Source organism: Mesorhizobium sp. M0195 (genome assembly GCF_040322115.1).
In the GTDB taxonomy this organism is placed as follows: domain Bacteria; phylum Pseudomonadota; class Alphaproteobacteria; order Rhizobiales; family Rhizobiaceae; genus Mesorhizobium.
Genome location: NZ_JAMYSV010000002.1, coordinates 77198 through 103447, shown reverse-complemented (window position 1 = coordinate 103447; position 26250 = coordinate 77198). Strand labels below are relative to the sequence as shown.

22 protein-coding genes and 1 pseudogene are annotated in these 26250 nt (G+C 59.3%); 16 read left to right on the top strand and 7 right to left on the bottom strand.

The annotated features are described in order from the left end of the window. Nucleotides 1-50 precede the first annotated feature (50 nt). Nucleotides 51-1913: a right-handed parallel beta-helix repeat-containing protein gene (locus NKJ12_RS05320; RefSeq protein WP_352701501.1), complete on the bottom strand. Its 1863-nt coding sequence runs from the start codon at nucleotides 1911-1913 to the stop codon at nucleotides 51-53. Between the two features lie 559 nt (nucleotides 1914-2472). Between NKJ12_RS05320 and NKJ12_RS05315 the strand changes: the two genes are divergently transcribed. The 4 genes from NKJ12_RS05315 to NKJ12_RS05300 all read left to right on the top strand — a co-directional run bounded on the left by NKJ12_RS05315 (nucleotide 2473) and on the right by NKJ12_RS05300 (nucleotide 6699). Beyond that, on the top strand, nucleotides 2473-3297 hold the full coding sequence (locus NKJ12_RS05315; protein WP_352701500.1) for a class I SAM-dependent methyltransferase: 825 nt from the start codon (nucleotides 2473-2475) through the stop codon (nucleotides 3295-3297). 4 nt (nucleotides 3298-3301) lie between these two features. Next, a complete protein-coding gene (locus tag NKJ12_RS05310; protein WP_352701499.1) occupies nucleotides 3302-4276 on the top strand; it encodes an NAD-dependent epimerase/dehydratase family protein in 975 nt (324 codons plus the stop codon). Next, nucleotides 4273-5448: a glycosyltransferase family 4 protein gene (locus NKJ12_RS05305; protein ID WP_352701498.1), complete on the top strand. Its 1176-nt coding sequence runs from the start codon at nucleotides 4273-4275 to the stop codon at nucleotides 5446-5448. Before NKJ12_RS05310 ends, NKJ12_RS05305 begins: the two co-directional genes overlap by 4 nt. A 774-nt stretch (nucleotides 5449-6222) precedes the next feature. Further along, the gene (locus tag NKJ12_RS05300) at nucleotides 6223-6699 is read left to right on the top strand and encodes a hypothetical protein (RefSeq protein ID WP_352701497.1); all 477 of its coding nucleotides are present in this window, start codon (nucleotides 6223-6225) and stop codon (nucleotides 6697-6699) included. 319 nt (nucleotides 6700-7018) lie between these two features. On the opposite strand, the gene NKJ12_RS05295 is transcribed toward NKJ12_RS05300, so the two are convergent. Beyond that, nucleotides 7019-7141 carry a hypothetical protein gene (locus tag NKJ12_RS05295; RefSeq protein WP_352646172.1) on the bottom strand — a complete coding sequence of 41 codons (123 nt, stop codon included), beginning with the start codon at nucleotides 7139-7141 and terminating at the stop codon, nucleotides 7019-7021. 108 nt (nucleotides 7142-7249) lie between these two features. Here NKJ12_RS05295 and NKJ12_RS05290 point away from each other — a divergent pair, with 108 nt between their 5' ends. The 8 genes from NKJ12_RS05290 to cysQ all read left to right on the top strand — a co-directional run bounded on the left by NKJ12_RS05290 (nucleotide 7250) and on the right by cysQ (nucleotide 17681). Further along, nucleotides 7250-8059, top strand: a complete 810-nt coding sequence (locus tag NKJ12_RS05290; RefSeq protein ID WP_352701496.1) for a tyrosine-protein phosphatase — start codon at nucleotides 7250-7252, stop codon at nucleotides 8057-8059. Then, the gene (locus tag NKJ12_RS05285; protein WP_352701495.1) at nucleotides 8059-8850 is read left to right on the top strand and encodes a polysaccharide biosynthesis/export family protein; all 792 of its coding nucleotides are present in this window, start codon (nucleotides 8059-8061) and stop codon (nucleotides 8848-8850) included. The genes NKJ12_RS05290 and NKJ12_RS05285 overlap by 1 nt, the downstream gene beginning before the upstream one ends. A 47-nt stretch (nucleotides 8851-8897) precedes the next feature. After that, a complete protein-coding gene (locus NKJ12_RS05280) occupies nucleotides 8898-11276 on the top strand; it encodes a GumC family protein (RefSeq protein ID WP_352701494.1) in 2379 nt (792 codons plus the stop codon). Further along, a complete protein-coding gene (locus NKJ12_RS05275) occupies nucleotides 11164-12417 on the top strand; it encodes a tetratricopeptide repeat protein (RefSeq protein WP_352701493.1) in 1254 nt (417 codons plus the stop codon). Before NKJ12_RS05280 ends, NKJ12_RS05275 begins: the two co-directional genes overlap by 113 nt. Further along, complete coding sequence (locus NKJ12_RS05270) at nucleotides 12414-13730, top strand: O-antigen ligase family protein (RefSeq protein ID WP_352701492.1); 1317 nt, start codon at nucleotides 12414-12416, stop codon at nucleotides 13728-13730. Before NKJ12_RS05275 ends, NKJ12_RS05270 begins: the two co-directional genes overlap by 4 nt. A 306-nt stretch (nucleotides 13731-14036) precedes the next feature. Continuing rightward, nucleotides 14037-14942 (top strand): sulfate adenylyltransferase subunit CysD, encoded by a 906-nt coding sequence (cysD, locus tag NKJ12_RS05265; RefSeq protein WP_352701491.1) that lies wholly within the window; start codon nucleotides 14037-14039, stop codon nucleotides 14940-14942. Between the two features lie 2 nt (nucleotides 14943-14944). Continuing rightward, nucleotides 14945-16882: a sulfate adenylyltransferase subunit CysN gene (gene cysN / locus NKJ12_RS05260; protein WP_352701490.1), complete on the top strand. Its 1938-nt coding sequence runs from the start codon at nucleotides 14945-14947 to the stop codon at nucleotides 16880-16882. Nucleotides 16883-16892: 10 nt separating this feature from the next. Continuing rightward, nucleotides 16893-17681, top strand: coding sequence for a 3'(2'),5'-bisphosphate nucleotidase CysQ (gene cysQ / locus NKJ12_RS05255; RefSeq protein WP_352702058.1), 789 nt, complete (start codon nucleotides 16893-16895; stop codon nucleotides 17679-17681). Nucleotides 17682-18061: 380 nt separating this feature from the next. On the opposite strand, the gene NKJ12_RS05250 is transcribed toward cysQ, so the two are convergent. Then, the gene (locus tag NKJ12_RS05250) at nucleotides 18062-19648 is read right to left on the bottom strand and encodes an adenylate/guanylate cyclase domain-containing protein (RefSeq protein WP_352701489.1); all 1587 of its coding nucleotides are present in this window, start codon (nucleotides 19646-19648) and stop codon (nucleotides 18062-18064) included. 670 nt (nucleotides 19649-20318) lie between these two features. Here NKJ12_RS05250 and NKJ12_RS05245 point away from each other — a divergent pair. Together NKJ12_RS05245 and NKJ12_RS05240 are read left to right on the top strand one after the other, a co-directional pair. Next, entirely contained in the window at nucleotides 20319-20552 is a 234-nt protein-coding gene (locus NKJ12_RS05245; protein ID WP_352701488.1) for a DUF6429 family protein, read from the top strand. Between the two features lie 96 nt (nucleotides 20553-20648). Beyond that, on the top strand, nucleotides 20649-20852 hold the full coding sequence (locus tag NKJ12_RS05240; protein WP_352701487.1) for a hypothetical protein: 204 nt from the start codon (nucleotides 20649-20651) through the stop codon (nucleotides 20850-20852). A 31-nt stretch (nucleotides 20853-20883) separates the two neighbouring features. Here the strand turns inward: NKJ12_RS05240 and NKJ12_RS05235 are convergent, their stop codons facing one another. From NKJ12_RS05235 to NKJ12_RS05220, 4 genes and pseudogenes are all read right to left on the bottom strand, one after another. Then, complete coding sequence (locus NKJ12_RS05235) at nucleotides 20884-21432, bottom strand: class I SAM-dependent methyltransferase (protein ID WP_156948240.1); 549 nt, start codon at nucleotides 21430-21432, stop codon at nucleotides 20884-20886. Between the two features lie 125 nt (nucleotides 21433-21557). Then, entirely contained in the window at nucleotides 21558-22382 is an 825-nt protein-coding gene (locus tag NKJ12_RS05230) for a PA3715 family protein (protein WP_352701486.1), read from the bottom strand. Between the two features lie 115 nt (nucleotides 22383-22497). After that, nucleotides 22498-22613 (bottom strand): annotated as a pseudogene (locus tag NKJ12_RS05225) (IS3 family transposase); the annotation flags it as partial. A 331-nt stretch (nucleotides 22614-22944) separates the two neighbouring features. Next, nucleotides 22945-23937, bottom strand: coding sequence for a Tim44 domain-containing protein (locus tag NKJ12_RS05220; RefSeq protein WP_502905692.1), 993 nt, complete (start codon nucleotides 23935-23937; stop codon nucleotides 22945-22947). A gap of 364 nt (nucleotides 23938-24301) precedes the next feature. Here NKJ12_RS05220 and NKJ12_RS05215 point away from each other — a divergent pair, with 364 nt between their 5' ends. Together NKJ12_RS05215 and NKJ12_RS05210 are read left to right on the top strand one after the other, a co-directional pair. Beyond that, complete coding sequence (locus NKJ12_RS05215) at nucleotides 24302-25021, top strand: FadR/GntR family transcriptional regulator (RefSeq protein ID WP_502895628.1); 720 nt, start codon at nucleotides 24302-24304, stop codon at nucleotides 25019-25021. A gap of 13 nt (nucleotides 25022-25034) precedes the next feature. Beyond that, nucleotides 25035-26240 carry a mandelate racemase/muconate lactonizing enzyme family protein gene (locus tag NKJ12_RS05210; protein ID WP_352701485.1) on the top strand — a complete coding sequence of 402 codons (1206 nt, stop codon included), beginning with the start codon at nucleotides 25035-25037 and terminating at the stop codon, nucleotides 26238-26240. The last annotated feature ends 10 nt before the right edge of the window (nucleotides 26241-26250 follow it).

Sequence of the window (26250 nt, the reverse complement as noted above, 5' to 3'; positions counted from 1 at the left end):
CAAGGAGGCTTGCTGACAGATTGCTATAGGTAGTAGGGGAACATGTTCGCTCACCCCGTCTCTACCCATCCTCCGTGCTGCCACTGCCATTCTCGGTGCCCTCCCGCACCCGGCGCTAGATTCTGAATGCGGGCGCCTGGAAAGCCCCGGAATGTCGGCCGGACGGTCCCCACCGAGGCTGCGACGGGGTGGGTGTGGGAATTCTCAGCGTGGATGTTCGTCAACGATCCAATAAAACCCCGCGTGTCCATCGTGCTGCCGACTTTTTGGTCGGCGATGGTCAAGCCGTCCACGATCATAGCGCCGGCGCCGAAGCAGCGGAAAGCACTGTACCCCTCCGTACCGCCATCCAACAGCACCAGCCGCATACGCTGGATCGTCATCCGCCCGCCAAATTGAGTGGCCTGGAACGGTGTCCCACGCGATGTGCAAATCACGTTGCTGAAACTCCAGTTTCGAGCCGGCGTGGGTGAGGCGGACACAGCCACAGCGGTGAGGGATTTGGTGGCGAAGTTACAATCGGCGATATGCACGTCGTTGACGCAGTGAATAGTGTCGTTTGGGGAAAGGAGTGCATGCGCCGTCGCATCAGCGGCGACCCGCGCCCCGGTGATAGTCACTCCGCCGACCTCAGCGCTAGCGCCTTGCAACAAGATACCAGCCTTGGACGCCCCGGCGCATTGCACGCCCTCGACACGGACATTGGCCCCACTGCCGCGGATTCCGAGATAGAGGTCCGTCACGTTGTTGTTGAACGTTCCGCCTGAAATCACGACGTTTCGGACGCTGTTTATTGAGATCCCGGCCTTGGGTAATGTCCAGTCGGCGGTGCTGGTCTGTCCGCGCACCGCCGCGTTCTGGATGACCAGGCCGGAGCCGTTGGCCGCGTAGATGCCATTGTCACGCGGCGATATCAGAACGGGATCCGTGACGTGTATGTTGCGGTTGTTGGCGCCATAGATCTGCAGCGCGTAGCAGCCGGTGTCGTCATGGCCTCCCATCAGTCCGGCATTGTGGACGACGGCGCTGCGGATCTCGCTGTCGTGGACATTGTTGTCGAAGATGATGCCTTGCTTGATGTGCGTCGCTTCGGCGTAGAAGCCGGTGACGATGGCGTCACGAACGATCGCCCGGGCTGCATCGGCGGCTTCGGACGCCACGCTGCTGATGTTGACGACGGCTGAATTGGCGCCACGGTTCACCGGGTCGAGCGAGTTGCCCGGCCGCGAAATGCCCCGCACGCCGTTGATGCGTATATGCCGCACCTCGAGACTGGAAGGATTTTCATTGCAGACGAAGACCCACCACGGCGCCTTAAAATTCTGAAGTTCGACAGTGTCCATCGTGAACGTATCGATGCTGGCCGTTGCGGCCGGGCTAAGGGCGAACTTCATGAAGGCGCCGTTGTTGTAGCCGTTCGACATGCTATTGCCGATGACGGTCAGATCGGCGACGGAGACGTTGGAGACGTCGACAGCGCTAAAAACGTAGAAGGTATGTTCCGATCCGGTAATGTTGATGATCGATCCGTTGCCGTCGATGGTGCAGTTGGCCGGTATCGCGATCCCCGGATGGCCCAGCGCTTTCAGGTCCGTCGAGGACCAGTTATAGGCCCTGCGGCGGAACATTAGGGTGCCACCTCCCATGGATTCAATCCGGGCCATGGTGCGAACGCAAGCGGCGACGTCCGTACCATCGTCGCCGAAGACGACAAGGCCGCCGGTCGCTGTCGTGTTTCTGGCCCGGGGGTACCCGGTATTACCGACGGGGGAGGCGGTCGACCCGGCAGCAAAGACAGTCGCGGCACCAAGCGCCAAGGTTCCTGTCACGAGACGGCGACGGGACAGGGAGAACTTTTCATTGGGAATCATGCGACGCCAATGCCTCTCTTCAATCGCGCTTTCATTCGTCATCTATGGTTATCAATTGAGGGGCTCTCATGGCGACGGTTGAGTCGACCGGTCCATCCGACGGAACGGCTAGGCCCGCGCTTCCTGCCGGCGAACCTTTCCCGGAAGGTCCCGAGATTGCGGCGAGCTGAAGGCTTGCGAATTGTCGCCACCGCTCGGTATCCGGTTTCGCCAGCGAGTTTTGTGGTCGAAATTCACTCGGTTCGAATTCTCGTGATCTGAACTTGACGAGTCCGGAAACGGTAGCGTAGCTGAACGCTCAGAACAACCTCCTGACCAAAGCGTGATCGACGCGTTGCTGCAAAAGTGACAGAGGCTTGAGCCGTGCTTCTCACCGACGCTGAAAACTATCCTGGAACGGTGAAAGGGCGAAGCATGCGGGCTTATGACCGAAGCGCTATCTCACTCGTCGAGCTATGCCTTGGCGGCGGCCGTCGTGGGCAATCTGATCTGGCGGGAGAGCGAGATCATTGTGATCAAGAACGCGCCACCTCACGCAGATGTCGCCGGAAAATCAGGGAGATGATCCAGCATATGGTTTCTCTCGATGCCTGAAGCGGCCATGACTTGGGAAGACGCCGTCCGCTGGTGCATGAGCGAGCCTTCGATGAAAGAGCTCGCCCGCGCTGCCTATTTCGACGATCCGGTCGTGGCCGCACAGCGCTATCGCGAAAGCGCGGAGTTCGACGAGGTCCGCAGCATGATCCCGCGCAAGCCAGGCCGTGCCCTCGACCTCGGCGCTGGCAACGGTATCCTCTCCTATGCCCTGGCGCGCGAAGGCTGGTCGGTAACCGCCGTCGAGCCCGATCCAAGTGCGCTGGTAGGTGCCGCTGCGATCCGGACGCTTGCCGAAAAGACCGGCACGCACATCGATGTGATCGAAGCCTTCGGTGAGGCGATCCCGTTGTCCGCCGCAGGTTATGATTTGGTCGTCGCACGGCAGGTGCTTCATCATGCCCATGACCTGCCGGCTTTCTGCAGCGAAGTTGCGCGGCTCTCCCGCGATGTCGCGACGTTCCTGTCGTTGCGCGACCATGTGATTTCCGGACCGGAACAGCTGGAGCCGTTTCTGCGCGCTCATCCGTTGCATCATCTCTACGGCGGGGAGAATGCCTTCACGCTAGCAGACTACCGCGCTGCGCTCGAAGGGGCAGGGCTGATGATCGATCGCGAATTGATCTCGTTCCAGTCTGTCGTGAATTATGACCCGATGACACCATCTGAGATTCGCGAGAGGCTCGCCAAGATCTTTGGTCCGTTTTCCCCGCTTGTTCGCTTGGCACTTTCGCCTGTGCCTTTTGGTGCAGTCGCCAGTGTCGCGGCATCACTTGATCGTCGGCCTGGGCGCCTGGTCTCTTTCCTTTGCCACAAACACGGGAAGGACTGACTTCTTGACGCAATCAAAAGAGTCTAAGCCTGTCTGGGTGACTGGCGCCGGCGGCTTCATCGGCCTGCATCTGTCGCGATTTCTTGCCCAGCAAGGCCACCTTGTCCTCGGCTTCGGCCGAAGCGAAGCGCCTGGCTTCGCCATCGCAACTGGCGGCGCTTTTTTTTCCGGCGGCGTGACCGCGGAAACGATGGGCGCTGCTCTGGCCGCATATGGTCGCCCGGCGGCCGTATATCATCTTGCGGGCGGTGCGACGGTTGGCCAGTCGATCGCCGAGCCGCTGAAGGACTTTGAACAAAGCGTCGGCTCCACGGCTTGTGTCCTCGATTTCTTGCGCCGTCACGCACCCGATGCACCTGTCGTTCTTGCATCTTCCGCTGCGGTCTATGGCGGCGGGCATATCGGCTCGATCAGGGTCGACGCCACGCTCGATCCCTACTCCCCCTACGGCTACCACAAACGCATGGTTGAGGAGCTTGGCCGGTCACATTGTGCGTCATACGGGCAGCCGGTCTCGGTAGCCCGGCTTTTCTCCGTTTATGGCGAGGGGCTGCGCAAGCAACTTCTCTGGGACCTCTGCGGCAGGCTCGCGGCCGGCGAAACCGACATTGTGCTTGGTGGCACCGGAGCGGAAATGCGCGATTGGCACCATGTCTCGGATGTCGTGCGATTGATCCATCGCGTCTTGCCCGCCAATGCAGCAAGCTTCGCTGTCTATAATGGCGGTGCGGGCGCCGCCGCGTCCGTCAGCACGATTGCCGGGATGGTCCTGGAAGCCTGGGGAGGGAACTATCGCCTCTCGTTTTCTGGAGAGTCCCGACCCGGCGACCCTGTCAATTTGATCTCCGATCCCTCCGGCGTCCCGGACGGGCTCCAGTTGCAGGTGCCGCTCAGCAGGGGCATTGCCGGCTATGTCGATTGGTATCGTGCCGAAATTCTCGCCGAACCAGTCGGCCGTCTGCGACGCTTCGCGCCTTGATCACCGTCGGCTTCACGCTCATCGGCCGCGGATCCTGGTCAGGCGGCGAGTCCTATCTGCGCAATATGCTGAGCGTCATCGCCTCCGAGTTGGGCGGTAAGGTTCAGGCGAAGCTGTTTTTGACGCCCGAGCAGCACGCGAGCGCAGGCGCATCCTTTGATCACATGTTGGCCGCGCCGGCTATCGTCGACGACCGGGTCACGGGCGCCGGGCTTGGCAAGCGAGGGCTGATCGCACTTGCTGGGGGAAGTGATCGCGCATTCGCGGATATTGTCGTTGCACAAGACATCGATGTTGTCTTTGAGGTCGCTCAGTGGTTCGGCAATCGGTTTCCGCTGCCCGTCATTTCCTGGATACCTGACTTTCAGCACCGTCGCCTGCCGCATCTCTTTCCGCTTCCAGCCTGGTGGCGCAGAGATCTCGGCTTCCGTCTGCAGACGTCCGGCAATCGCACGATAATGCTCTCGAGCGAGGACGCGCTCGCCGACTGCGAAACATTCTACCCGGCCTCGCGCGGCAAGACCGCCGTGGTGCGCTTCGCCATCGATCTCGATCCAGGCGCCGTCATGACGCGCACCGAAGCTGCACGCCGGGCGCACGATCTGCCCGAGCGCTTCTTTTTCCTGCCTAACCAGTTTTGGATGCACAAGAATCACGGGCTGGTCGTCGAGGCGTTAAGGCATATAGACCGGCTTGGGGCGTTGGGCTCGTTGCCGCCGATAGTCCTCACCGGACGCACGACGGACCCACGCGACCCGACCTTGTTCAAGCGTCTGATGGGCCTTGCGCAAACGTATAGGGTTGAGAGCCATTTTCGACACCTCGGATTGATCCCCTATGACGACGTCGTCGCCCTGATAGGTGCAACGGACTGTCTGATAAACCCCTCCCATTTCGAGGGATGGTCGACCACCGTTGAAGAGGCGAAGTCGCTGGGCGCGCCCATGTTGCTGTCCGACATCCGGCTGCATCGCGAGCAGGCTCCCGACGCGCTCTTCTTCCCGCCGGACAACGCCGAAATCCTGGCGCAGCATCTCCTTGAAATCGGGCAACGCCCGACTGTTGTCCGCGACAGTGTCACCGTGCTGCAAGGCCGGCAACAGGTCCGCCGACGGGATTATGCGGCAGCACTGCTTGCCTTGTTTGAAAAGACCAAAACCGCCGCGCGTTGATTAACTGAATCGGCAGTGGGGAATTGTCGATCGGGAAGATGGCCGTATTTGCGTTCATAGCGCTGGCGTTTGCGGGCGGCTTTCTTTTCATCGTCATCAACAAGGGAACGAATATTCGCGCGCCGGCGCCGAAGCCGGTTGCAGGTGCTCACATCGTTCAACGGCAAGCTCGCCGTCCAATCAATCGACGATCTGCGGGTCGGTGATCGCAAGATCGTGCTGCGCGGCGTCGCATTACCAAGCCCCCTCAATGCGCGCAATGGTCACCGAGGCCGTGCGCCGGGACTATCAAGGACTTGCCTTGACATGCAAATCCGTAGGCTTGGGGACACCGTGCGACGGCAATGTCGCGCCGAAATTCCGTGACGCCGCCGTAGTGCAGTGCCTCATCTCCGACGGCACGGATCGGGCTGCAAAGCTCGTCGAGGCAGGCATTCTGTGAGGGCAGCCCGCGCAGGCGGGCTCGACCTACAAGTCTTACGCGCCGGGCTCGTAGCTCCTGCGGACCCGTGGCGTAGCCGTCGAAACGAAGCTGACGCCAGCGCCCCAAGGAACGCCGGATCGGCTCGCTGGCAAACGCGCTCTATTGTGGCCGACAGTAAAGATGATACATTTCGATATTCTAATGGTGTGTTCAATCAACCACACCGAAACCAAAAATTATCTCGCATTTGCGAAATGGGTTGGAATTGGCGCAGAAAGCTGTTACGCGCTTTTGAGTACCTTAGCGGTTGGGTGGGCCTCAGGTAACGTGGGACAGAAGGATTGATGCGGATGAACCTAGTTTTGAAAAGTGCGTTGGCCGGAGTTGTTGTGTTGGCCGGCTTCGCCCCGGTGTCGTCTTTCGCGCAGGATGGGTCGTGCACCTGTGCAACCGCCTATAACGGCGCAAATCCGATTGGATCGCTCGGCCACGTCAATGGCGACGTAATGATCTCGCAGGTGGCTGGCTATGGCCCGGCGCAAGCGGGCGGCGCGCTTGATTTCGGCAGCCGTATCGTGGTTGGCGCCAAAGGCTCGGCTTCGGTTCAGGTCGGTGGCTGTAATCTGAGCGTCCCGGCGAATTCGACGCTCGATATCTCGCGCGTCGAGAACAAGATTTGCCTCAATGTGCTCGGTTCTGAGAAGACCGCTCAGACGGGTAATGCTAACACAAACAACAACACGCCGCTCTTCATTTTTGGCGGTATGGCTCTTGGGGCTGGTGTTCTGGCTGCAACGGCGGACGAAGGTCACGGCGTCAGCAACTGAGCTGGCTGTAGATAGCGGGATAATGGCGGCGGAGGCGCAGAGTGCTTCTGCTGCGTGCCTGTTGTTGCTGACAGGGGTGCCTTGGGCTAAACGTTGGTGTAATGATCGGAGAGGCTTAGGCCTAAGGCGACGTGCGGATGTCTGAGGCCGGCGGATATGACGGGATGAGGACCGGAGCGCCTGTCCATCCGGGCATTTGTACGCGACCGGGCCGAGGTCTTCGGTTTTGCGGCGTGTCGGCGTGAACTGCAGGCTCGACATTGTGGCGACGATCAAAGTAGATCCAGTTGTAGGCGGCATGAGCGGAGCGCTGGATACCTCAGGCGTAAGGCTTGGCCTTGCTCCAGTTCTGTTGGGCGGCGCTGATGTCGGTGGTGCGGCGGTGATCATCGGCCTGCATGATGACGACTCTGTCAGCCAGTAGCTGGGACCTGGCATTCATCCTATTGCATGAGCTTGACAAGCGCGTCGCTCGCAGCCCTGCGGGTGACGCATCAGCGGTTTTTTGCGATGACGCCGCCATGTTGCTTCGTTGTAGTCACAAACGCCCATGATCGATCTGCATTCCCATATCTTGCCTGGCCTCGACGACGGCTCACCCAATCTTGCCGAATCGGTGGAAATGGCTCGATTGGCGGTGGCCGACGGAACGACCCACATGGCCTGCACACCGCACGTGACGCCCGGCGTATATGAAAACGGAACATCGAACATCGTTCGGGCGGTTCAAGAGTTACACCAGGCGCTGTGCGACGCCGCCATACCACTTGCTCTCTATGTCGGTGCAGACGTTCACATAGCGCCGGATCTTCCGGACCAATTGGCGGCGGGCAGCGTGCCGACCTTAAACAGGTCCCGCTATTTTCTGTTCGAGCCGCCGCATCATGTTCTACCTCCACGAATGGAGGATCTTGCTCTACGCCTGATAAATGCCGGCTTTATCCCGATTCTTACCCATCCGGAGCGTTTGACCTGGATCAAAACGAATTACGACGTTATCGAGAGATTGAATGCGGTCGGCTGCCTCATCCAGCTTACCGCGGATTCGATTGTTGGTGCTTTTGGACATACGGCGCTTTACTATTCGGAAAAGCTGATTGACGAAGGCAGGGTGGATATCATCGCATCGGATACTCATAGCGCTACGCGCCGGCGTCCTGGGCTTTCGCAGGCGGTTACTGCTGCTGCCAAGCGGTGCGGGGAAGACGAGGCCCGCAACATGGTGTTGAAACGTCCAGGCGAAATATTGGCGAACCGGCCCATCGAGCCGGTTGGAAAAGCGCGTCCGAAAAAGCCAAACGCCGCCAACAGTGGCCGTTTTGGAGGATTTGGTCGCTTGTTCAAGGGCGGGACAGCGTGATGATGGGCATTTTTCGTTTCGCAAGAAGCCATGTGGGCACTACATTCGTCGTGCTCGCTTCTTTAGCAATGTCGGCCTGCACGAGTACCTCGTCGACGACACCGTCTTCGTCGAGTTCGGTCGATGCGCTGCAATTGACGTCATCGTCGACGCCACTTGGTAGCGGTGGCGCTCTGCAGGTGGTAAAAGACCTGCCTGCGCCACAAAACACCCAGAACGGCAGCGAGCAGCCTTTGTCTCCGAACGATGTGCTGGAGGTCAATGTGTTCCAGGTCGATAATCTAAACAGAACCGTTCAAGTCGACGCCGGCGGACAAATTTCGCTTCCGCTTATCGGGACTGTCACCGCGGCAGGAAAAACCGTTCGCCAACTAGAGCAGGAAATCGAAACTGCCTACGGTTCCAATTATCTGCAGTCGCCCGACGTGACGGTTTTCGTAAAGGAATCGATTGGGCAACGCATAACCGTTGACGGAGAGGTCAACAAGGCCGGCATATATCCGGTGTCGAGCAATTCTTCGCTTCTGGACGCAATCGCTCTGGCAGGAAATTTCAGTCCGATAGGAGACGCAAAGAAGGTCTTCATCTACCGTAACATCGGCACGAATACGCTGGTCGCCAATTACAATGTGGAAGCCATTCGTGCCGGCAAGGCCCGTAACCCGCGCATCTACGGTGGCGACAAGGTCGTCGTCTTCGCATCAAGCGCGAAGATAGCGGTGAACAATCTCAAGGACGCGCTCGGCATAGCCTCAAGTGCAGCCCGAATTGCCGTGGTCCCGGGGTTATAGGTCGCAGCCGAGCAGAATATAGTCGAAATCTAGGAACACCTCGCGCCATGCTCGATCGCAACAGGCAGCACCAAATTGCAGGTCCAGGACATGGCCAGGCCGTGTCCGCCGACCTCTACTATGACGGTGGGCACAACTATAGCCCTTATGGCCGCGACCATTCGGAGCAGGAACAGGGATTCAATCCGCTCAAGCTGTTCTTCTACGTCGTCCAGTATCGGTGGCTGTTCGTCATGATGGTGGCGGCCGGGCTTGTCGCCGGCGTCATCGTCACGATGATGCAGACGCCAAAATACCAGGCGACGACGCAATTGGAAGTGCTGGTGCCTTCCGCCAAGGTCTTCCAGGACATCGAGGTCGTTTCTGAAAATGCGGATGTACGGGCCTTTCTCACCGCGCGTGAAAAGCTCAAAAGCCGCGCATTGGCACAGCGCGTCGTGTTCCAATTGGGTCTGAGCGAAAAACCGGACTTCCTCTTCCCTACGCCGAACTTCTCGCTCTCCAATATCTTTTATCGTGCCTTCGGAATCTCCAAGTCACCTTCCATCGAACAGAAGACGCCCGAAGAACGTGAAGAGATCGCGATAAAGCGCATTCTGAATGAACTCACGGTCAATCTGGTCACCAACACGAGTCTGCTGTCGATCACTTTCGCCGATCAGAACCCGAAATACGCAAGCGATGTCGCCAATCAGGTCGCGCAAAGCTTTATAGATCAGCGCCTCGACCAGACCAGTGAAACGTCCGACCTGGCGCGCCAGTTCATCCAGGAGCAAGTCTTGCAGGTGAAGCAGAAGCTCCAGAAATCGGAAGAGGAACTGGTAGCCTACGCCAAGGATGCCGGCATCACGGTAACCGGCGACGACAAGTCCTTGATAGGCTCGAATATCGAGGCTCTGAACGAGGCACTTGCGAAAGCAATCCAGGACCGTCTCGATGCAGGACGGGCGGTGGACCAGATCGATAAAGGCCGCGGCTCAAGCCTCGGGCCGGTCTTGGAAAGCGAAGGCCTGCAGAAGCTGAGCGACAAGCTTGCGGACTTGACGAGCCAGTACCAACAGAAGCTGGGTATTTTGAAGCCCGGCTTTCCTGAAATGCAGCAACTTCAGGCACAGATCAAAGAGTTGCAGCGGCTCTACAACAATGGCGTTCTGGCCATTACGGATTCGCTACGCTTGAAATATCAGGAGGCGCAGAACAAGGAAGCTGACCTCAAGAGCAAGCTTGCTGAAATGGAAAAGCAACAGGTCGTGTTCAACGATAAGAACATCAAGTACACGATCTTGAAGCGTGAGGTTGATTCAAACCGGTCGCAATACGACAGTCTTATTTCCAAGCTCAACGAAGTCGGCGTCAGCTCGGAATTGAAGACGCAGAGTGCAGCCATCGTTGATTTTGCTGCGCTCCCAGATCGCCCATACTCTCCACGTCTCAGCATCAATCTTGCTATTGCGCTGTTTCTTTTCCTTGTCCTGACCGCGACGATAATTTACATCATGGAGCTGTTGAACAACACCTTCACCAATCCCGAGCAGATCGAAAAGGAACTCGGGCTGCCGATGCTCGGCATATTGCCGCTCGTCGACGACCGCGAACTCATAGCCAGCATCACCGATCAGAAATCCGGGCTCTCAGAGGCTTACCGCTCGCTTCGAACGTCATTGCAGTTCTCCGGCGCCGAAGGAGCACCGCGTTCATTGCTGGTGACAAGTTCGGAGCCCGCGGAGGGCAAGTCGACGACATCGTTCAAGCTCGGGCAGGACTTTGCAGCACTCGGTGCAAGGGTTCTCATTGTCGATGGGGACCTTCGGAAACCGAATCTTCATCGCCTGTTCGGTCTCGACAACACAATCGGCCTGAGCAATTTGCTGACCAACACTGTCCGCAAAGAGGATCTGGCGAGCATTTTCAGGGCGACAAAGTATCCAAACGTCACCGTTTTGACTTCTGGGACGATTCCGCCAAATCCCGCGGATCTGCTCTCGTCACCGAAGATGGCTCTGATCATCACCAATCTCGGGAAGCGCTTCGATGTTGTAATCATCGACGCGCCGCCGATCGTCGGCCTCTCGGACGCGCCCATCCTCAGCCGGCTTGCCGAGGGTACATTGATGGTCATCTCCACCAATCAGGTGACACGCAAGTCTGCGAAGGCAGCGTTGAAGCGTATGCGAGCCGCTGGTGCCAACGTTGTTGGAGCCGCGATGTCAAAATTCGCGGTAAACAAGTTCGACTACAACTACGCCTACAAGTACATGAACTACCAGTATTACGACTATGGGGCGGATACAGCGAAGATTGAGGGCAAAGTGGATGATGGAGCAGACCAGCCCGCTTATGCAAAATCTCCGGCGTTCAAGCGTTTGGTTCGTCGCATCCGTTCTAGTGTTAGCGGCTTCGTCGATCGGGCTAAGTCGGCTACTTGAAACGGAAACACCAGTCGTTTCTCTAGCGCTGGATCCGCTGAACGTCGATGCGCTGATAAGCGAGATTACCGATGATCTGAGCGATGCGAATGGCACTCCGGATCTCGAAGCCTTGCTTGCTAAGGCCAAGGATGCGCTTCGTTTCAACTTGGCCGACGCACGTCTCTACAGCCTGATCGGCGAGATCAAATATCGACAAGGCGAGAAAGACGAAGCCTATGAGTTGTTCGACCAGGCTCGTAAGTTATCCAAAACGGAAATCCATGCGCTCCAGAGGTCTATTGGCCATTCGACGGAGATGAGCGATTTGTCGAAGGCCGTCGGCGAAATCGACATATTGCTGCGACGATGGCCAGACCAATTTCCGGCGATCGCCGATGGCCTGCCGGCGATCCTTTCGAATCCCGACGGATATCAGGCCATGCTGACGGCTATTACGGCGGAGACGCCCTGGAGACCCAGCCTCTTCGTTGCACTGGCCAATAATCCCAAGGGACTCGACTACGCAAACCGACTGCTGCTCGATTTGACTGGACCGAACGCGCGACCGAAATTGGGTGAGTTAGCCATTGTGATCAACGGTTACATCCGTCAAAGGGAATTTGAACAAGCGTATCGGCTGTTTCTTTTCGCCTTGTCTGACCAGGAGCGTAAGTTAGCCGGCTACGTCTTCAACAGCACATTCGAACCGATCCCCAGCGGCAGGCCGTTTGATTGGCAGGTCCATGATCAGTCCGGCCTGGAGGTGACGTTTGCGACATCCCAGGATGCGGTGGAGGGTGAGGGCGGGGCGACAGTCCGGTTCTTGAACACGCCGGTGAAGAATTCCGCTCTGCAGCAGTATATCGAGCTGCCTCCTGGATCCTATAGGATTTCCCTGGTTGCATCAGCGAGAAATCTCAAGCTTCCGAAGGAATTATTCTGGTCAATTAGATGTCCCGGCAGTGAAATCGCGCGCTTCAATATTCCCGAAGGCACATTCAATCGCCAGATCATGAGCCAAGATTTTTCGGTTGGTCCGGACACATGTCGAATGCAAGTGTTGAGGCTGGAGACCGCCGCCATTGCCGAGAGCTGGCGATTTCGATATGTCGGCACCTTGATAATGCACAAATTGAGCGTTGAGAGACTTCCATCTTGAACGACCGGCCGTCGGAATGGGATAAATATCTCCTCGGCACGGTCTTGTTTGTATCGCTGCTGATCGGTGGTGGTACTGCGAGCGGCCTTTACACAGACACTCTGATCGAGGTCGCGGCGATAGTTTCGGCGGCGGCCGTCTTTTCGCAAACCGCCGACCAGAGAATCCCCCGGCCTGTTCTGTTGCTGCCGGTCTTCACCGTGGCGCTGGCGGTTTTGCAAATCGTCCCATTGCCGGCAGCCATATTCAATGGGTTGCGGCCGGAACTGCTGCTCGGACATCCCTGGGTTGGAGAAAGCCGTTTTCGCTTCATCAGCGTTGGGGTTGGCCGCACGGTCGAATGCCTGCTTTATCTGCTGGCCGCCGCAGCGTTTTTTTTGGCCGTATTGCGTTTGCGTGCCGAGCAGGTCAGCGCGCTCCTTCCGTTTTTCTTCATGGGTGTTATCTGCAATGGTTTGGCGGGAGCGATTCAATATTCGCTCTCCGACGACGTCGCTATTGTCGGGCTGTTGCCTTTTACGATCAATGCCGGGCTTTTTGCGAACCGGAATCATTTTGCGGCCTTGCTCTTTGTCTCGATTCCCTTCGTCGTTTATCATGGTCTCTTCCGTGGGCGACTTTTGTCCGGGTCGCTTGGACTGGTCACACTTTTGCTGCTGCTTTTAGCAGCCGGTTCGCGTGCCGGTGTTCTGATCGGGCTGGCGATCACCGTATTGTCTGTGGTCTTCCTCTCAGCTCGTTCAAGGGCGAGCGGGTTCAGCGTTCTGCTTATTTTTGTTGGGCTTTCGATCTACACAATAGGCGCGTGGACGAAGATCGACGTGGAGGCAATCGATCCGACGTTCGGGCGCGGAGAATTTGCCCGAACGACGATAGAGGGGATCAAGGACAATTGGGCGACGGGCGTCGGATTTGGGAATTTTCAAAAGGCCTATCAGATATACGAAAGGGAGGGCATGATTTTCAGGCAATACGTCAATCATGCCCATAATGAATATCTTGAAATAGCCTTCGAAGGTGGAGTTCTGGCTATCCTGCTGATGGCAGGTTATTTCGTACTGCTTTTCGCTGCATTGGCTAGGGTTCGCCGTGACCCACTGCAGAAAGCGGCATTCCTCTCGGTATCTTTTCTTCTCATTCACTCGCTGGTTGACTATCCGTTGCGAACCGGTGCGCTGGCGATGACCTTTGCCTATATGAACGCCATCATCTTCCACAAAGGATTTGCGGAACGCTTGAGCCGCAAGAGCGAGATGATGGAGATCGATCACAACGGTGACAAGTTGCTTGTCCCCATCGGCACTTCGTCTTAACGACATCGTTGCCACGGCTGGTGTCGCCAGAACGTGGCGGACCGCTGTGAGGGGAGCCGGTTCCTGGCTCTCGGGTTCCGAGGCTCAGGCAACATTTTCCTTCCTCTACCAAGTGCAATCGCTCGCTGAGCAGAAATTTCCCGAATTTATCGGCTGTATGGAAAATTCATTCCCGAACCATCCGCCGCCGGCTTGTCTTGCATTGTTCTGGACAGGAACGATCTGCTAGAACGCCCGCACGAATAGATTGTCCGGAAGTGCAGTCTGCCCCTTCCGTGGATCGGTACGAAAGAACGCTCGCAGTCCATGAACATCGCACTTACGCACCTTCAGCGGCTTGAGGCCGAATCCGTCCATATTTTTCGCGAGGTGGCCGCAGCCTTTGCCAAGCCGGTAATGCTGTATTCGGTCGGCAAGGATTCGTCCGTGCTCATGCACCTGGCTATGAAGGCGTTCTATCCGGCCAAGCCGCCCTTTCCCTTTCTCCATGTCGACACGACCTGGAAATTCCGCGAGATGATCGCCTTTCGCGACCAGATGCAGCAAAAGCTCGGCTTCGACCTCCTGGTCCATGTCAATGAAGACGGCGTGCGCGACAACATCAACCCGTTCGACCATGGCTCCAACACGCATACGCATGTGATGAAGACGGTGGCGCTGCGGCAGGCGCTCGACAAATACGGGTTTGACGCTGCCTTCGGCGGCGCGCGACGCGATGAGGAGAAGTCGCGCGCCAAGGAGCGCATCTTCTCGTTCCGCAACGCCCAGCATGCCTGGGATCCGAAGAACCAGCGGCCGGAGATGTGGAAGATTTTCAACACCCGCATCGCTGCCGGTGAATCGATCCGGGTGTTCCCGTTGTCGAACTGGACCGAGCTCGACATCTGGCAATACATTCTCCAGGAAGACATCCCGATCGTGCCGCTGTATCTGGCCAAGGAGCGGCCGGTGGTCGAGCGCGATGGCATGCTTATCCTGAGGGACGATGAGCGCATGCAGCTGCGGCCCGGCGAAACAGTGGAGAACCGGATGGTGCGGTTCCGCACGCTCGGCTGCTATCCGCTGACCGGCGCGATCGACTCGGACGCCGACACTCTGGAGGCGATAGTCGGCGAAATGCTCACCGCGCGCACGTCCGAGCGGCAAGGTCGCCTGATCGACCGCGACGAAGCCGGCTCGATGGAAAAGAAGAAGCGCGAGGGGTATTTCTGAGTATGCGCCACATCATGGCCAAGAGCCTCGCCCCGACCGACGGCGTCCGCGACTATCTGGCGGCGCAGGAACGAAAGTCGCTGCTGCGCTTCCTGACCTGCGGCTCGGTCGACGACGGCAAGTCGACGCTGATCGGGCGCCTGCTTTCCGATACCAAGCAGATTTTCGAGGATCAGTTAGCCACACTCGAGCGCGATTCGCGCAAGCACGGCACCACCGGCGACGACGTCGACTTCGCGCTGCTGGTCGACGGCCTCGAGGCCGAGCGCGAGCAAGGCATTACCATCGACGTCGCCTATCGCTTCTTCGCCACGCCGATGCGCAAGTTCATCGTCGCCGACACGCCCGGCCACGAACAGTACACGCGTAACATGGCGACAGGTGCATCGACGGCGGATCTCGCCATCGTGCTGATCGATGCCCGCCAGGGCGTACTGCGCCAGACCAGGCGGCATTCGATCATTGCCTCGCTGCTTGGCATCCGCCACATTGTGCTCGCCGTCAACAAGATCGATCTTGTCGGCTTCGACGAAGCAGTTTTTGAACGGATCGTCGCTGATTACGGGCAGTTCTCACGTGAGCTCGGTTTCCGGACGATCGTGCCCATCCCGATGTCGGCCCGCTACGGCGACAACGTTACGGGCCGTTCCGTTAGGACAGACTGGTATTCCGGCCCGACGCTGATCGAACATCTCGAAATCGTCTCGGTCGACGAGGCCGCGGTCGAATTGCCGTTCCGGTTTCCTGTCCAATATGTGAACCGTCCCAACCTCGATTTCCGCGGCTTCGCCGGCACCATAGCGTCCGGATCGGTTGCGCCGGGCGACGAGGTGGTCGTCGCGAAATCCGGCAAGTCCTCCCGTGTCAGGCGCATCGTCTCGCATGGCGGCGATCTTCAGCAGGCTATTGCCGGCCAGGCCATCACCCTTGTCCTCGACGACGAGGTCGAGGTCTCGCGCGGCAATATGCTAGTATCGCCGGCGGCGCGGCCGCAGGTCGCCGACCAGTTCGCCGCAAACATCGTCTGGTTCGACGAACATGCGCTGCTGCCCGGCCGCTCTTACATTCTGCGCACCGAAACCGACCAGACCAGTGCCACCATCACCGACCTGAAGTACCGGGTCAACGTCAACGACTTTGCCCATGAGGCGGCCAAGTCGCTTGAAATGAACGAAGTCGGCATCTGCAACATCTCGACGCGGTCGCCGATCGCCTTCGATCCGTTTGCCGAAAACCGCACCACCGGCGCCTTCATTCTGATCGACCGTATCACCAATGCCACGGTCGGTGCCGGCATGATCCTGCATTCGCTGCGCCGCGCCGAAAACATCCACTGGCAGTCGCTCGATGTCGGCAAGCGCGCGCGTGCCGATATGAAGAACCAGCGGCCGGCCGTGTTCTGGTTCACCGGGCTTTCGGGCTCGGGCAAGTCGACCATCGCCAATCTGTTTGAAAAGAAACTGTTCGCCACCGGCCGTCATACCTACATTCTGGATGGCGACAACGTCCGTCACGGACTCAACCGCGATCTCGGCTTCACGGACGCCGATCGTGTCGAGAACATTCGCCGCGTTGCCGAAGTCGCGCGCCTGATGGCCGACGCCGGGCTGATCGTCATCGTGTCATTCATTTCGCCGTTCAGCGCGGAGCGGCGCATGGCGCGCGAATTGATGGCCGATGGCGAATTCATCGAGGTGTTTGTCGACACACCTTTCGAGGAATGTGCCAGGCGCGATCCGAAGGGCCTCTATGCGCGGGCGTTGAACGGCGAGATCAAGAATTTCACCGGCGTCGATTCACCCTATGAGGTGCCGGAAAAGCCCGAAATCCATCTCAAGACACTCGGCAGATCGGCCGAGGAGATGGTGGACGCCCTGGAACACTGGCTGAACGAGCGGGACATTGCCGAAGACCAATATGACAGCGGCGGCGGTATCTGACGACGAAGCAATGCTCGCCGTCTTCGAGCACCTTGCCTTGGCGGCGGGACGCGAGGTGATGCGCGTCTTTCGTGCCGGCTGTGCGGTCGACAGCAAGTTGGACAGTTCGCCGGTGACGGAGGCTGACCGCGAGAGCGAGAAGATTATTCTTGCCGGGCTGCGCGCCGCATTTCCCGAGATTCCGTGCGTGGCCGAGGAAGAAGCTTCGGCCGGCATCATGGCACCGGATCTCGGTGACGCCTTCTTCCTGATCGATCCTCTCGACGGCACCAAGGAGTTCGTCAACCGCAGGACCGATTTCACTGTCAACATAGCGCTGGTTCGCGATGGCGTGCCGGAGATCGGCGTTGTCTTCGCGCCTTGCACCGGCCGCTTCTTTTCCGGCCGGCCGGGCAAAGCGGAAACGATCAAGATTGATGACAACTATGTGATCGTCGATCGCCAACCGATTTCGGCAAGGGCCGGTATGATGCCGCTGACCGTCGTTGCCAGCCGCTCCCACAACACGCCGGAGACCGACGCCTATATCCGCGCGCTTGGCGCGGCCGAGATCGTCTCGGTCGGCTCGTCGCTGAAATTCTGCCTTGTCGCCGGCGCCGAGGCGGACGTCTATCCGCGCTTCGGCCGCACTATGGAGTGGGATACGGCCGCGGGTGACGCGGTGCTACGCGCTGCCGGCGGAATGACGCGCACGCTGGATGGTGCGCCGCTCGCCTACGGCAAGCGTAACCAGAGCGACGACGAGGATTTCGCCAACCCGCATTTTATCGCCAGCGGCAAGGCGGCTGGATCTGGCTAGACGATGACTGCGCAACCAAAGGAACGCGTCAGACCTGTCAGCGTTCCTCTCGCACGACTTGTCGCGACGTAAGCGCAGTTCCAGCCCCATGTGTGAAAGCGAATGTGTTACAGTGACTTATGACCGCGATCTCAGGTGCTGACCGAGGCGTGTAAACACCACGATAACGCTCCCCATCCGGCCTGGGGGCGACGTCAGCGACCACATCAAGCTAAAGGCGTCTGCAGCATGGCACGACCAGTCATGATCAAGTCCTTGCGGGCCTCGTCGTATTTTTCGTGATACCAGCCGGGTGCGTCAATACCGGCGGCGCATGAGGGCGGCTTCGAACCCGACTTATGTGGCTGGCCACGGTCCCAGATTGGATCACGCTCAAGAACCTAAAATGCGGCGGGCTTGCTTCGGATGGATAAGGCCAGGAGCGCCTCCGAAAGTCGTTTCTTCGCCCGCTCGACCGCATTCTCGTCGATTGCCTCAACATCGAGGAACAAGTCGAGGCCAGTCGTGTGCTCGCTGATGACCTGAGGGCGCTGTGCGAGTTCACCCAGGAGGCCCTCGACCTCGTAGGGTACAACCTCCCGGCTGATCCCCTTCATGGCAATCGGTGCTAATGGACGCGCCCGGACAAGGTCGCGCACGAGCGCGTAAGTCTCATAGCTGAGGCAGATGCCGCCGGGCTCGGCAATCGACTGCAGACGGGCCGCCAAGTTCGCCTCGGCTCCAATGATCGTGTAGTCCATCCGATCATCGGAACCGAAGTTCCCGACATTGCAATAGCCTGTGTTGATGCCCATGCGAGCTCGGAAGGGCCGTTCAACTCCGCGGTCATGCCACACCCTGTTCAACTGCTCCAGCCGACGCTGCATGTCGACAGCCATGCGCAAGCAGGCCCTTGCGTCTTCCTCGATGCCTTGCGTCTCGGGGTCTCCGAAGAACACAAGAAGCGCGTCGCCGATGAACTTGTCGACGGTGCCGCCGTGTTTGAGCGCGATCGTCGACATCTCGGTGAAGTACTCGTTGAGGAGAAGCGTCAGGTCCTCGGGCTGGAGCCGTTCCACGATCGCGGTGAAATCCTTGACGTCGGAGAAAAAGATCGTGAGCTTCTTGCGCTCGGTCGCGATGGTGACGTCCTTCTGGCCGCTGAAGATGCTTTTGTAAATTTGAGGCGAAAGGTATTTGGCGATCTTCAATGAGATCGCGGCGAGGAAGTCGTTTGCCTCCGAAAGCTCCTTGTTGATGCCCTGAATCAACGCGGACTGCCGACGCTGCAGGAGAATGAACGTCAGGCCCGCCGCCGCCGCGAAGGCGAAATATACGAGCAGATACTTGAAAGTGAGGATGTTCGCAGCGATAGGCTGATTGACTGATATCTCCTGGATCCCTCGGACATCCCCTACCTTCCAGTCCGTCTTGGGGCTATCCGGGTGTGAGTTATGGCAGGTCACGCACACTTGTCCCATTATGACAGGGGCCGCGGCGCGGACCTGCCGGTCAAACAGTGAGCCCGAGACTTCGATGATCGGCTCCTTCGGGTTAGCGCGCAAAGCCAAGATTGCATTCCGCTCGAAAACATCGAGCTGGTGGGGCGCGCGACCTTTGAAAGGCAGATCCGAGACGAACCGATATTTGACCGACCCGTCATGAGCGCTGATGCGCTTGCCGAGTTCGATCGAGAGGGTTGCTGGAATAGGGATCGCACCTGGCACGTCCCGGTAGTTGTGCGTCGCAGTCACAGCGCCGTTAGCTTGCAGCACGCGTCCCACGACGTCGCTGCCGTAGAATCCGCGCATTTCGTCGATGATCCGGCTGATTTCGCTGGCTTGCCTGCGCAGCATCCGTTCCGACAGGTCTCGGAGGTCGAGCCAGGCTGCGACGGGCAGACCGATAAGGCCGATGACCACTGCCGCCACCAGGAGCGGTCCCATGGTGCGCTGCTGACGCGCAATCTGTTCGCCCAGTCCAGCCATTGTGCAAGCGCCCGGCCGTCTTAGTATGTGAACTATAGCTCATTCCCGGCACGGTACCAGAGTCAGTCTTGGCTCGATGAAAACACGTCAGCCCTGCAACGTCGGACCGACCTTGAGCGGTTGCTGCTGAGCCCCGACCCTCACAGCAGATTTCGCATTCTGGCGCAGACGGACAGTGAATCAGTGAAGGGATGTCGCAACGTCGGTTGTGGCCGGAATGCGCTCCGAGATAACCGCTCAGGGATCAAAAATTCACCTCTAGCAAGGTCGAGACTTCGGTCGGAGAGCACGTCGGAAAAGAAAGCGTCCCGCGAAACGTGTCCGCGCTTCGGTCGCATTATGGAATGGGACACCGCGGCGGGGTGACGCGGTACTGCGCGCTGCCGGCAGCATGACGCGCACGCTGGACGGTCAGCCGCTCGCCTGCAGCGCAACCAGAGCGACGGCGAGGATTTCGCCAATCCGCATTTCATTTGCCAGTGGCAAGGGCTGCCACGGCCGCTTAGTCACCATGATGAACTCGGATCTCATTCCGGCTCGTCCCCCCAAATGACACCGTCGCGCATGCGACGCCTCGGTGAAACATTTATTCTCGGTCGAACCGTTGCGCGAGGAATAACCCTACGGTGTGGATCGTGGCAGCGGCGCTTTCGCGTGTTAGACCGCTTGCATGGAGATCGACACCGACAAGATCGACGATGCCGTTATGGGCCTGCTTTGGCTGACGCTGCATGAAGAGAGGCGCGCCTGGAAGGGGTTGGATTGGAATGCTCTGGATCGCTTGCACCAGAAGGGGCTGATCGCGAATCCGGCAAACAAGGCGAAGTCAGTGATTCTGACAGATGAAGGACTGCGGCGTGCTGAGGAGCTATTCCGAACCCTGTTCACTCGCCCGGCGCCCTGAGCCAGAGCGCTGGACGGGCGCCTGCGAGCTGATAGCGCACATGGCTGAATTTCGACACCGGCGGTGCGCTGGCCGCAGGCTGGCGATGCTCTCGCCATGGCGGCCAAATTCGTCACCTACGCCAACGGGGGCATCCTGTCTGTCAAGGCAGTGGCAGAGAACACCGCAGCCGCGACCTCAAACGTCAACGGCATTGGCGCGAAGTCCAGCCGCGAGATGCTCTCCCGGCGAATCGGCGCCCAACGAGCTGAGTTGCAGCCAGCAGCGGGTCTGTGCCGCCGCTGGCACATGGGATGTTAGTGGGGCAGATTGCCACGGCGATGCGAAATCTCTATGGCTGCGGATTTCCGAAGGCAGGTTTCTCAAGCACGAGCACATGACTACCAAGGGGCGATGTGTGAGTGCTCTTGACCTGGAATCCCTCGTCAGAAAGCGTTTCGATGAATTCGCCATCCGTTCCAGGCGGAACGCGGGCAACGACGTTTGAGGTGCGCCTCACAATATTGGAAAGCACCCTTCGCGCCTTGCCTGGGCCGATGTTGCGCTGCATGTGCTGATAGACGGCCAGCAGCAGGACGATATCGTATTTCGGTAGAAGGATATTGCCGAGGCGCCGGCTGCCAAGATTCAGGCGATCGAACCGGGCATGCACCGGGGAGCCGCTCAATAACATTTTTGCAGTCTCGATGTGCGGCTTGGCAATGTCGATCCCGTGGATCGAGCTGGGTTTCAGCTTGGATATCTCATAGGCGACAACACCCATATTGCAGCCAACATCGAGAATGGATTTTCCGGCGTAGTCGACCTTTGCGGAGAATAGCCCGTCAAGTCTGTCGTCCCACGTTCCTGCAAAACCCCTTTTGAATCTTGACCACCACAAATCATCAGCTCCTTTGGGAAGAGCCCCCCTTGAGCGCCTCCTATCACGAGAGAATTAATGGTCGATACCCTTTCAACTGGAATTGATCACATTGACGAACCAAGGCAGGGACGTATGCGGCGGCGTCACAACCCCATCACCTTGAGTGCCGCGGGAACCGCGTAGCGGCTGCCGTCATAGCGCAGCCGGTAGGTCCGCTTCACAGGCTTGCCGGGATGGGACTGGCATTCGCCATTCTGGTCGGGGGAGGGATTGTCGGTATTCGACCGCTCGACCGCAATGATGTCTCGATAGCCGTGGTGGCGCGCCGGACTCATCGCCAGGCTGACCTGGCTGGAATGAAAGGATCCGGCGCAACTGGCATCGCTATCGCCGCCAGAGGCGGCCACCACGAGGCCGTCGAGCACCAAGCGCAGCGCATCGCTGGCGACGGCATAGAGCCGCAGGTCGGTTTCACTGAAGGGAGTAGCCTGCGAATGGTTTGCCATTTCGATGCGCAGGCCGAAGGCGGTGACCTCGGGGGCCAGTGCAAAGCGGCCGGTGTCGAATTCCACCTTACGGATCGCGATGGCATCATCGGTCATCAGTCCAGGCTGGAGCAGGCGCTGGCGCACCCGCAGGCTCTTTCTATCGACCACCAGCAGCTCGATGTCGCCGACATGCAGGTGGTCGCCGTTAGCACTGTCGATCAGCGGTACCGCGACCAAAAGCAGGTCGTCATGAGCCGGCCAGATCTTGCAGGCCAGGCCGAATGGCGCATCGCTCTCCGGGAGCGTTGAGGCGATGCTCGTATGGGGTACAAGCGTGAACGACGCGCCGTCGGCGCTCTTTTGGGCCTTGGGATAGGCCTGCTGCACCAGGGCGGCGGCATCGCCGCAATCGCCCGACGCGGCTCGGGCGGGCGACAGGCTGGTCAGGCAGAGGAAGAACACAGGCAACAGGATTCGCATGAGGTTCTCACGTCGCAGCGCCGGATGCCGGCAGGCATGTCTACGCGAGATTGGTGGCGGCGCACAGGGGTGCGCGGAAAGTGCGGCTAACGACGCCTCGATGGCCGCCAGAGGAACAGGCCCGCCGCTCCGACACTCCCATTGTGGCCTGCAGATGCACGATGGCTTCGCGCTTGGCGGCGGGCCCTACCATTTTTTTGAAAGAAGCTCGCGCAGTGCCGACGCTTCCAAACCTCGAACATGAGGCAGGGTGGGCTCTAACCGAACGCCGCGACGAAGGTGGTAGAGCGCACATCGACATTGCCGACGATCGCGTTGGCAACGGTTCCGTAAGACGCGGCCAGAAAGCCGCTGCATCCAGCCCAATAGAGCATGAAGCGCTCGCGTCGCGCATCATTGCAAATTACATGGCCGGAGTGATAGATGAGGCCGAACTGCTTTCGACTTCGAAGCTGCCGCTGGGCCGATAGAGCCCGCCGCTTCACCTCGGCTGACCGACCTTCAAGTGCGCAGCTGGCAAAACTGGACAGTCTCCTGGCAGCCATTCGATCAGGCCAGCACATCAGCCAGGCTGCTGGATCGCGGCGAGCTTCCACTCAGCGCCGTTCTGGCGCGCAAAGGTCCACAGTTCGATTGTCTCCGTCGGCTGATCGGCCTGGCCCTCAACGATCTTGCCGCTGATGCGATCGCGGGTTACGTCGCGAGACTCATAGCGCAAAGCAGCCGTCGCGTAGTCGAGGTCACCCTCCCGCCAACTTTCCGCAATATCGGCCTCCAATAGGTTGACGTCCGACACGTCGTTCCTGACGCCCTTTTTGGCATTGTCGGCAAGTTCCTCGGACAGATAGGACACCATCTCGGGCGTCGCCAACCGGCGCAAAGCAGCATGATCTTCGCGCGCGAATGCCTCCTGAACTTCCGTCAGCCGTTGCTGGAACGTGTCGAGGTCGGTTTGCGTGAATGTGATCTCATCGGAAGCGTTGGCTTGGCTCGTTCCGCCAAATCCTGACCCGATGCCTGGAATGGGGAAAGCTGTAGCGTTGCTCGGCTCGCGCCCAGCTGCTGCGTTTCGCCCAAGGGTCCCGGTGCCCCGCGAGGCACCGGCCGTAGCGGGCGCCGTGTTGTATGCCGATTGCGAGCGGAAAAAGCGGATCGCCAGCATGATCACGCCGCCGATCAGCAGTACTTGGAGCAAAAGGCCCAACATGCCGGCCAAGCCGCCGAACCCATGGCCCAGAAGAACGCCGATCAAACCGCCGAGGAGCAGCCCCCGCATCATCGATCCGCCGAGGCCGTTGAAGAAGCCTGGGCGCTGGAATGCCTGCGGCTGACGGGCCGCATTGTTCGTTGCCGCATTAGGCGTCATCGAGCGCTCGACCGGTGCGGCCGGTTGCGGCGCGACTCTGGTCGGCGGGACCGGCTGGAAAGTGCGCATGCCGCGACTGCCGAAGCTGCCGCCACGGCGCGCATCGGCGTGATCCACAGCGACCATGGAAAATGCCAGGAACAATCCGGCGAACAAAACTGCAAACCGTCCCCAACGCGAAATCAGCATAGGCAAATCCTCAAGTGACACTCTGTCCACCCATATGGGGTGCGTCGATCGAAATATCAGGGAATAGTCCGCTGAGATATTTTCCGACGGCATGGTCGGGCGCCCGCCGGGGTTCACGATGAGACTGTCCAGCCTGCCCAAGCGAGATGATTGCCTGTCCGATCATGCAGGCGCGCCGCACCCGGCCGACCGCCGTCTGTCGCATCAAGAGCAGCGGATATGCAAGCGTGGGGTCACCGCTCTCCGGGCGACGATGCCGACGGTCTCCCGGCAATGACTTGAGCTTGACATACAGCTTTTCAAGGTACTATCAACACATCTGCAAAACCTGCCATACAGGTTTGCCTTCTGAACTGGAGATCGCGTGAGCACGGTGGTAGCCGCAAAACATTCCGACGCAGCGAGCCTGGTCAGCAATACGATCGGCGAGATCACGCGCCACATCCGCACGCATGAACTCGGACCAGGCGACCGGCTGCCCAGCGAGGCCGCGCTTTCGAGGCAATTGAGCGTCTCGCGTACTGTGGTGCGCGAGGCCTTCAGCTCGCTCGCCGCGATGCGGCTTATCGACCTCAGGGCAGGCAGGCGGGCTACCGTCGCCGAGCTGGACTATGGCGCCATGTCGCTGGTGATCGAGCATGGCGTCCACACCGAGCAGATCACGGTGCAGCAAATCTACGACGTGCGCCGCACGATCGAGACCCGCACCGCCATGCTGGCGGCTTTGCGCAGAACCGCCGACGAAGTGGAAAGGATCAGGGCGCACGCGCTTGCCATGCGCGAGAATTTCCAGCGACCGGAACAGGTCATGGAGCACGATCTCGCCTTTCACCTCGAAATCGCCAAGGCGGCAAAGAATCCGGTTTTTAGCCTCATCGTAGGCGCGTTCGAGCGCGTATCGCGCCAGACCTGGCCGATCGGCTGGCGCAGCCGCCCTTCGGATGCCGAGCAGTTGGAGATGATCCAGATCCATATCGAGCTCGCCGAAGCTATCGAGACCGGTGATCCCCAGTCTGCTCGCGACCTGATGGCGAGGCATTTTGACGAGAGCGTCAAGGCCCTGCTGGCGGCCGGCATCGCCTGAGGACGGGGGCACAATGAAGATCGCGAAACTGGAAACGCTGCGGCTCAAGGAGCGGCCGAACCTTCTCTGGGTCCTGGTTCACACGGACGAAGACCTCGTGGGACTGGGCGAGACCTTCTTCATGGCCGAGACCGTCGAGACCTATTTGCACGAATATGTCGCGCCGCGCGTGATCGGTCGCGACCCCTTGCAGATCGACCTGCTCGCCGCCGATCTTGTCGGCTATCTCGGTTTCCGATCGACGGGCGCGGAAGTCAGGGGCAATTCCGCTTTCGACATCGCGCTTTGGGATCTGTTTGGAAAGGCCACGGGTCAGCCGATCGCACAGCTCCTCGGCGGGTTCACCAGGCACGAGATCAGGACCTACAACACCTGTGCCGGACCCGAATACATCAAGAAGGCCACGGGCCAGACGACGGCCAACTACGGGCTCGATAAGCCCGGCGACGCCTATGATGATCTGAACGGCTTCCTTCACCGCGCCGACGAACTGGCGCATTCGTTATTGGAGGAAGGCATCACGGCCATGAAGATCTGGCCGTTCGACATGGCCGCCGAGAAAACGCGCGGCCAGTATATATCGCAGCCCGACTTGAATTCCGCGCTGGCGCCATTCGAGAAAATCCGCAATGCGGTCGGCGACAAGATGGACATCATGGTTGAATTCCATTCAATGTGGCAGCTGCTGCCGGCCATGCAGATCGCTCGCGAGCTTGCCCCCTACAAGACCTTCTGGCACGAAGATCCGATCAGGATGGACAGCCTGTCCAGCCTGAAACGCTATGCCGAGGCTTCGCTGGCGCCGATATCGGCTTCGGAGACGCTCGGTTCCCGCTGGGCCTTCCGCGACCTTCTCGAAACTGGAGCCGCCGGTGTCATCATGCTCGATATCAGCTGGTGCGGCGGGCTCTCGGAGGCGCGCAAGATCGCTGCCATGGCTGAGGCATGGCACCTGCCGGTCGCGCCACACGACTGCACCGGTCCAGTGGTGCTCGGCGCATCGACCCACCTGTCGCTGAATGCGCCGAACGCGCTTGTCCAGGAAAGTGTCAGGGCCTTTTACAAGACCTGGTACCGCGACCTTGTGACCGCTTTGCCGCAGGTGAAGAACGGCATGATCATCGTGCCTCCCGGACCGGGCCTCGGCATGGAACTGAACCCGGAGATCGATCGCGCCTTCACGGCGCTTCGACGGGTGACTGACGCATCGACTCTCTGAAAATGAACCT

What these genes read in the sequence shown, in the direction of transcription:
- NKJ12_RS05320 (WP_352701501.1), bottom strand. Translation starts at nt 1,913, where the DNA reads ATGACGAATGAAAGCGCGATTGAAGAGAGGCATTGGCGTCGCATGATT.
- NKJ12_RS05315 (WP_352701500.1), top strand. Translation starts at nt 2,473, where the DNA reads ATGACTTGGGAAGACGCCGTCCGCTGGTGCATGAGCGAGCCTTCGATG.
- NKJ12_RS05300 (WP_352701497.1), top strand. Translation starts at nt 6,223, where the DNA reads ATGAACCTAGTTTTGAAAAGTGCGTTGGCCGGAGTTGTTGTGTTGGCC.
- NKJ12_RS05295 (WP_352646172.1), bottom strand. Translation starts at nt 7,141, where the DNA reads ATGAATGCCAGGTCCCAGCTACTGGCTGACAGAGTCGTCATCATGCAG.
- NKJ12_RS05290 (WP_352701496.1), top strand. Translation starts at nt 7,250, where the DNA reads ATGATCGATCTGCATTCCCATATCTTGCCTGGCCTCGACGACGGCTCA.
- NKJ12_RS05285 (WP_352701495.1), top strand. Translation starts at nt 8,059, where the DNA reads ATGATGGGCATTTTTCGTTTCGCAAGAAGCCATGTGGGCACTACATTC.
- NKJ12_RS05280 (WP_352701494.1), top strand. Translation starts at nt 8,898, where the DNA reads ATGCTCGATCGCAACAGGCAGCACCAAATTGCAGGTCCAGGACATGGC.
- NKJ12_RS05275 (WP_352701493.1), top strand. Translation starts at nt 11,164, where the DNA reads ATGATGGAGCAGACCAGCCCGCTTATGCAAAATCTCCGGCGTTCAAGC.
- cysD (WP_352701491.1), top strand. Translation starts at nt 14,037, where the DNA reads ATGAACATCGCACTTACGCACCTTCAGCGGCTTGAGGCCGAATCCGTC.
- cysN (WP_352701490.1), top strand. Translation starts at nt 14,945, where the DNA reads ATGCGCCACATCATGGCCAAGAGCCTCGCCCCGACCGACGGCGTCCGC.
- cysQ (WP_352702058.1), top strand. Translation starts at nt 16,893, where the DNA reads ATGCTCGCCGTCTTCGAGCACCTTGCCTTGGCGGCGGGACGCGAGGTG.
- NKJ12_RS05250 (WP_352701489.1), bottom strand. Translation starts at nt 19,648, where the DNA reads ATGGCTGGACTGGGCGAACAGATTGCGCGTCAGCAGCGCACCATGGGA.
- NKJ12_RS05245 (WP_352701488.1), top strand. Translation starts at nt 20,319, where the DNA reads ATGGAGATCGACACCGACAAGATCGACGATGCCGTTATGGGCCTGCTT.
- NKJ12_RS05240 (WP_352701487.1), top strand. Translation starts at nt 20,649, where the DNA reads ATGGCGGCCAAATTCGTCACCTACGCCAACGGGGGCATCCTGTCTGTC.
- NKJ12_RS05230 (WP_352701486.1), bottom strand. Translation starts at nt 22,382, where the DNA reads ATGCGAATCCTGTTGCCTGTGTTCTTCCTCTGCCTGACCAGCCTGTCG.
- NKJ12_RS05220 (WP_502905692.1), bottom strand. Translation starts at nt 23,937, where the DNA reads ATGCTGATTTCGCGTTGGGGACGGTTTGCAGTTTTGTTCGCCGGATTG.
- NKJ12_RS05210 (WP_352701485.1), top strand. Translation starts at nt 25,035, where the DNA reads ATGAAGATCGCGAAACTGGAAACGCTGCGGCTCAAGGAGCGGCCGAAC.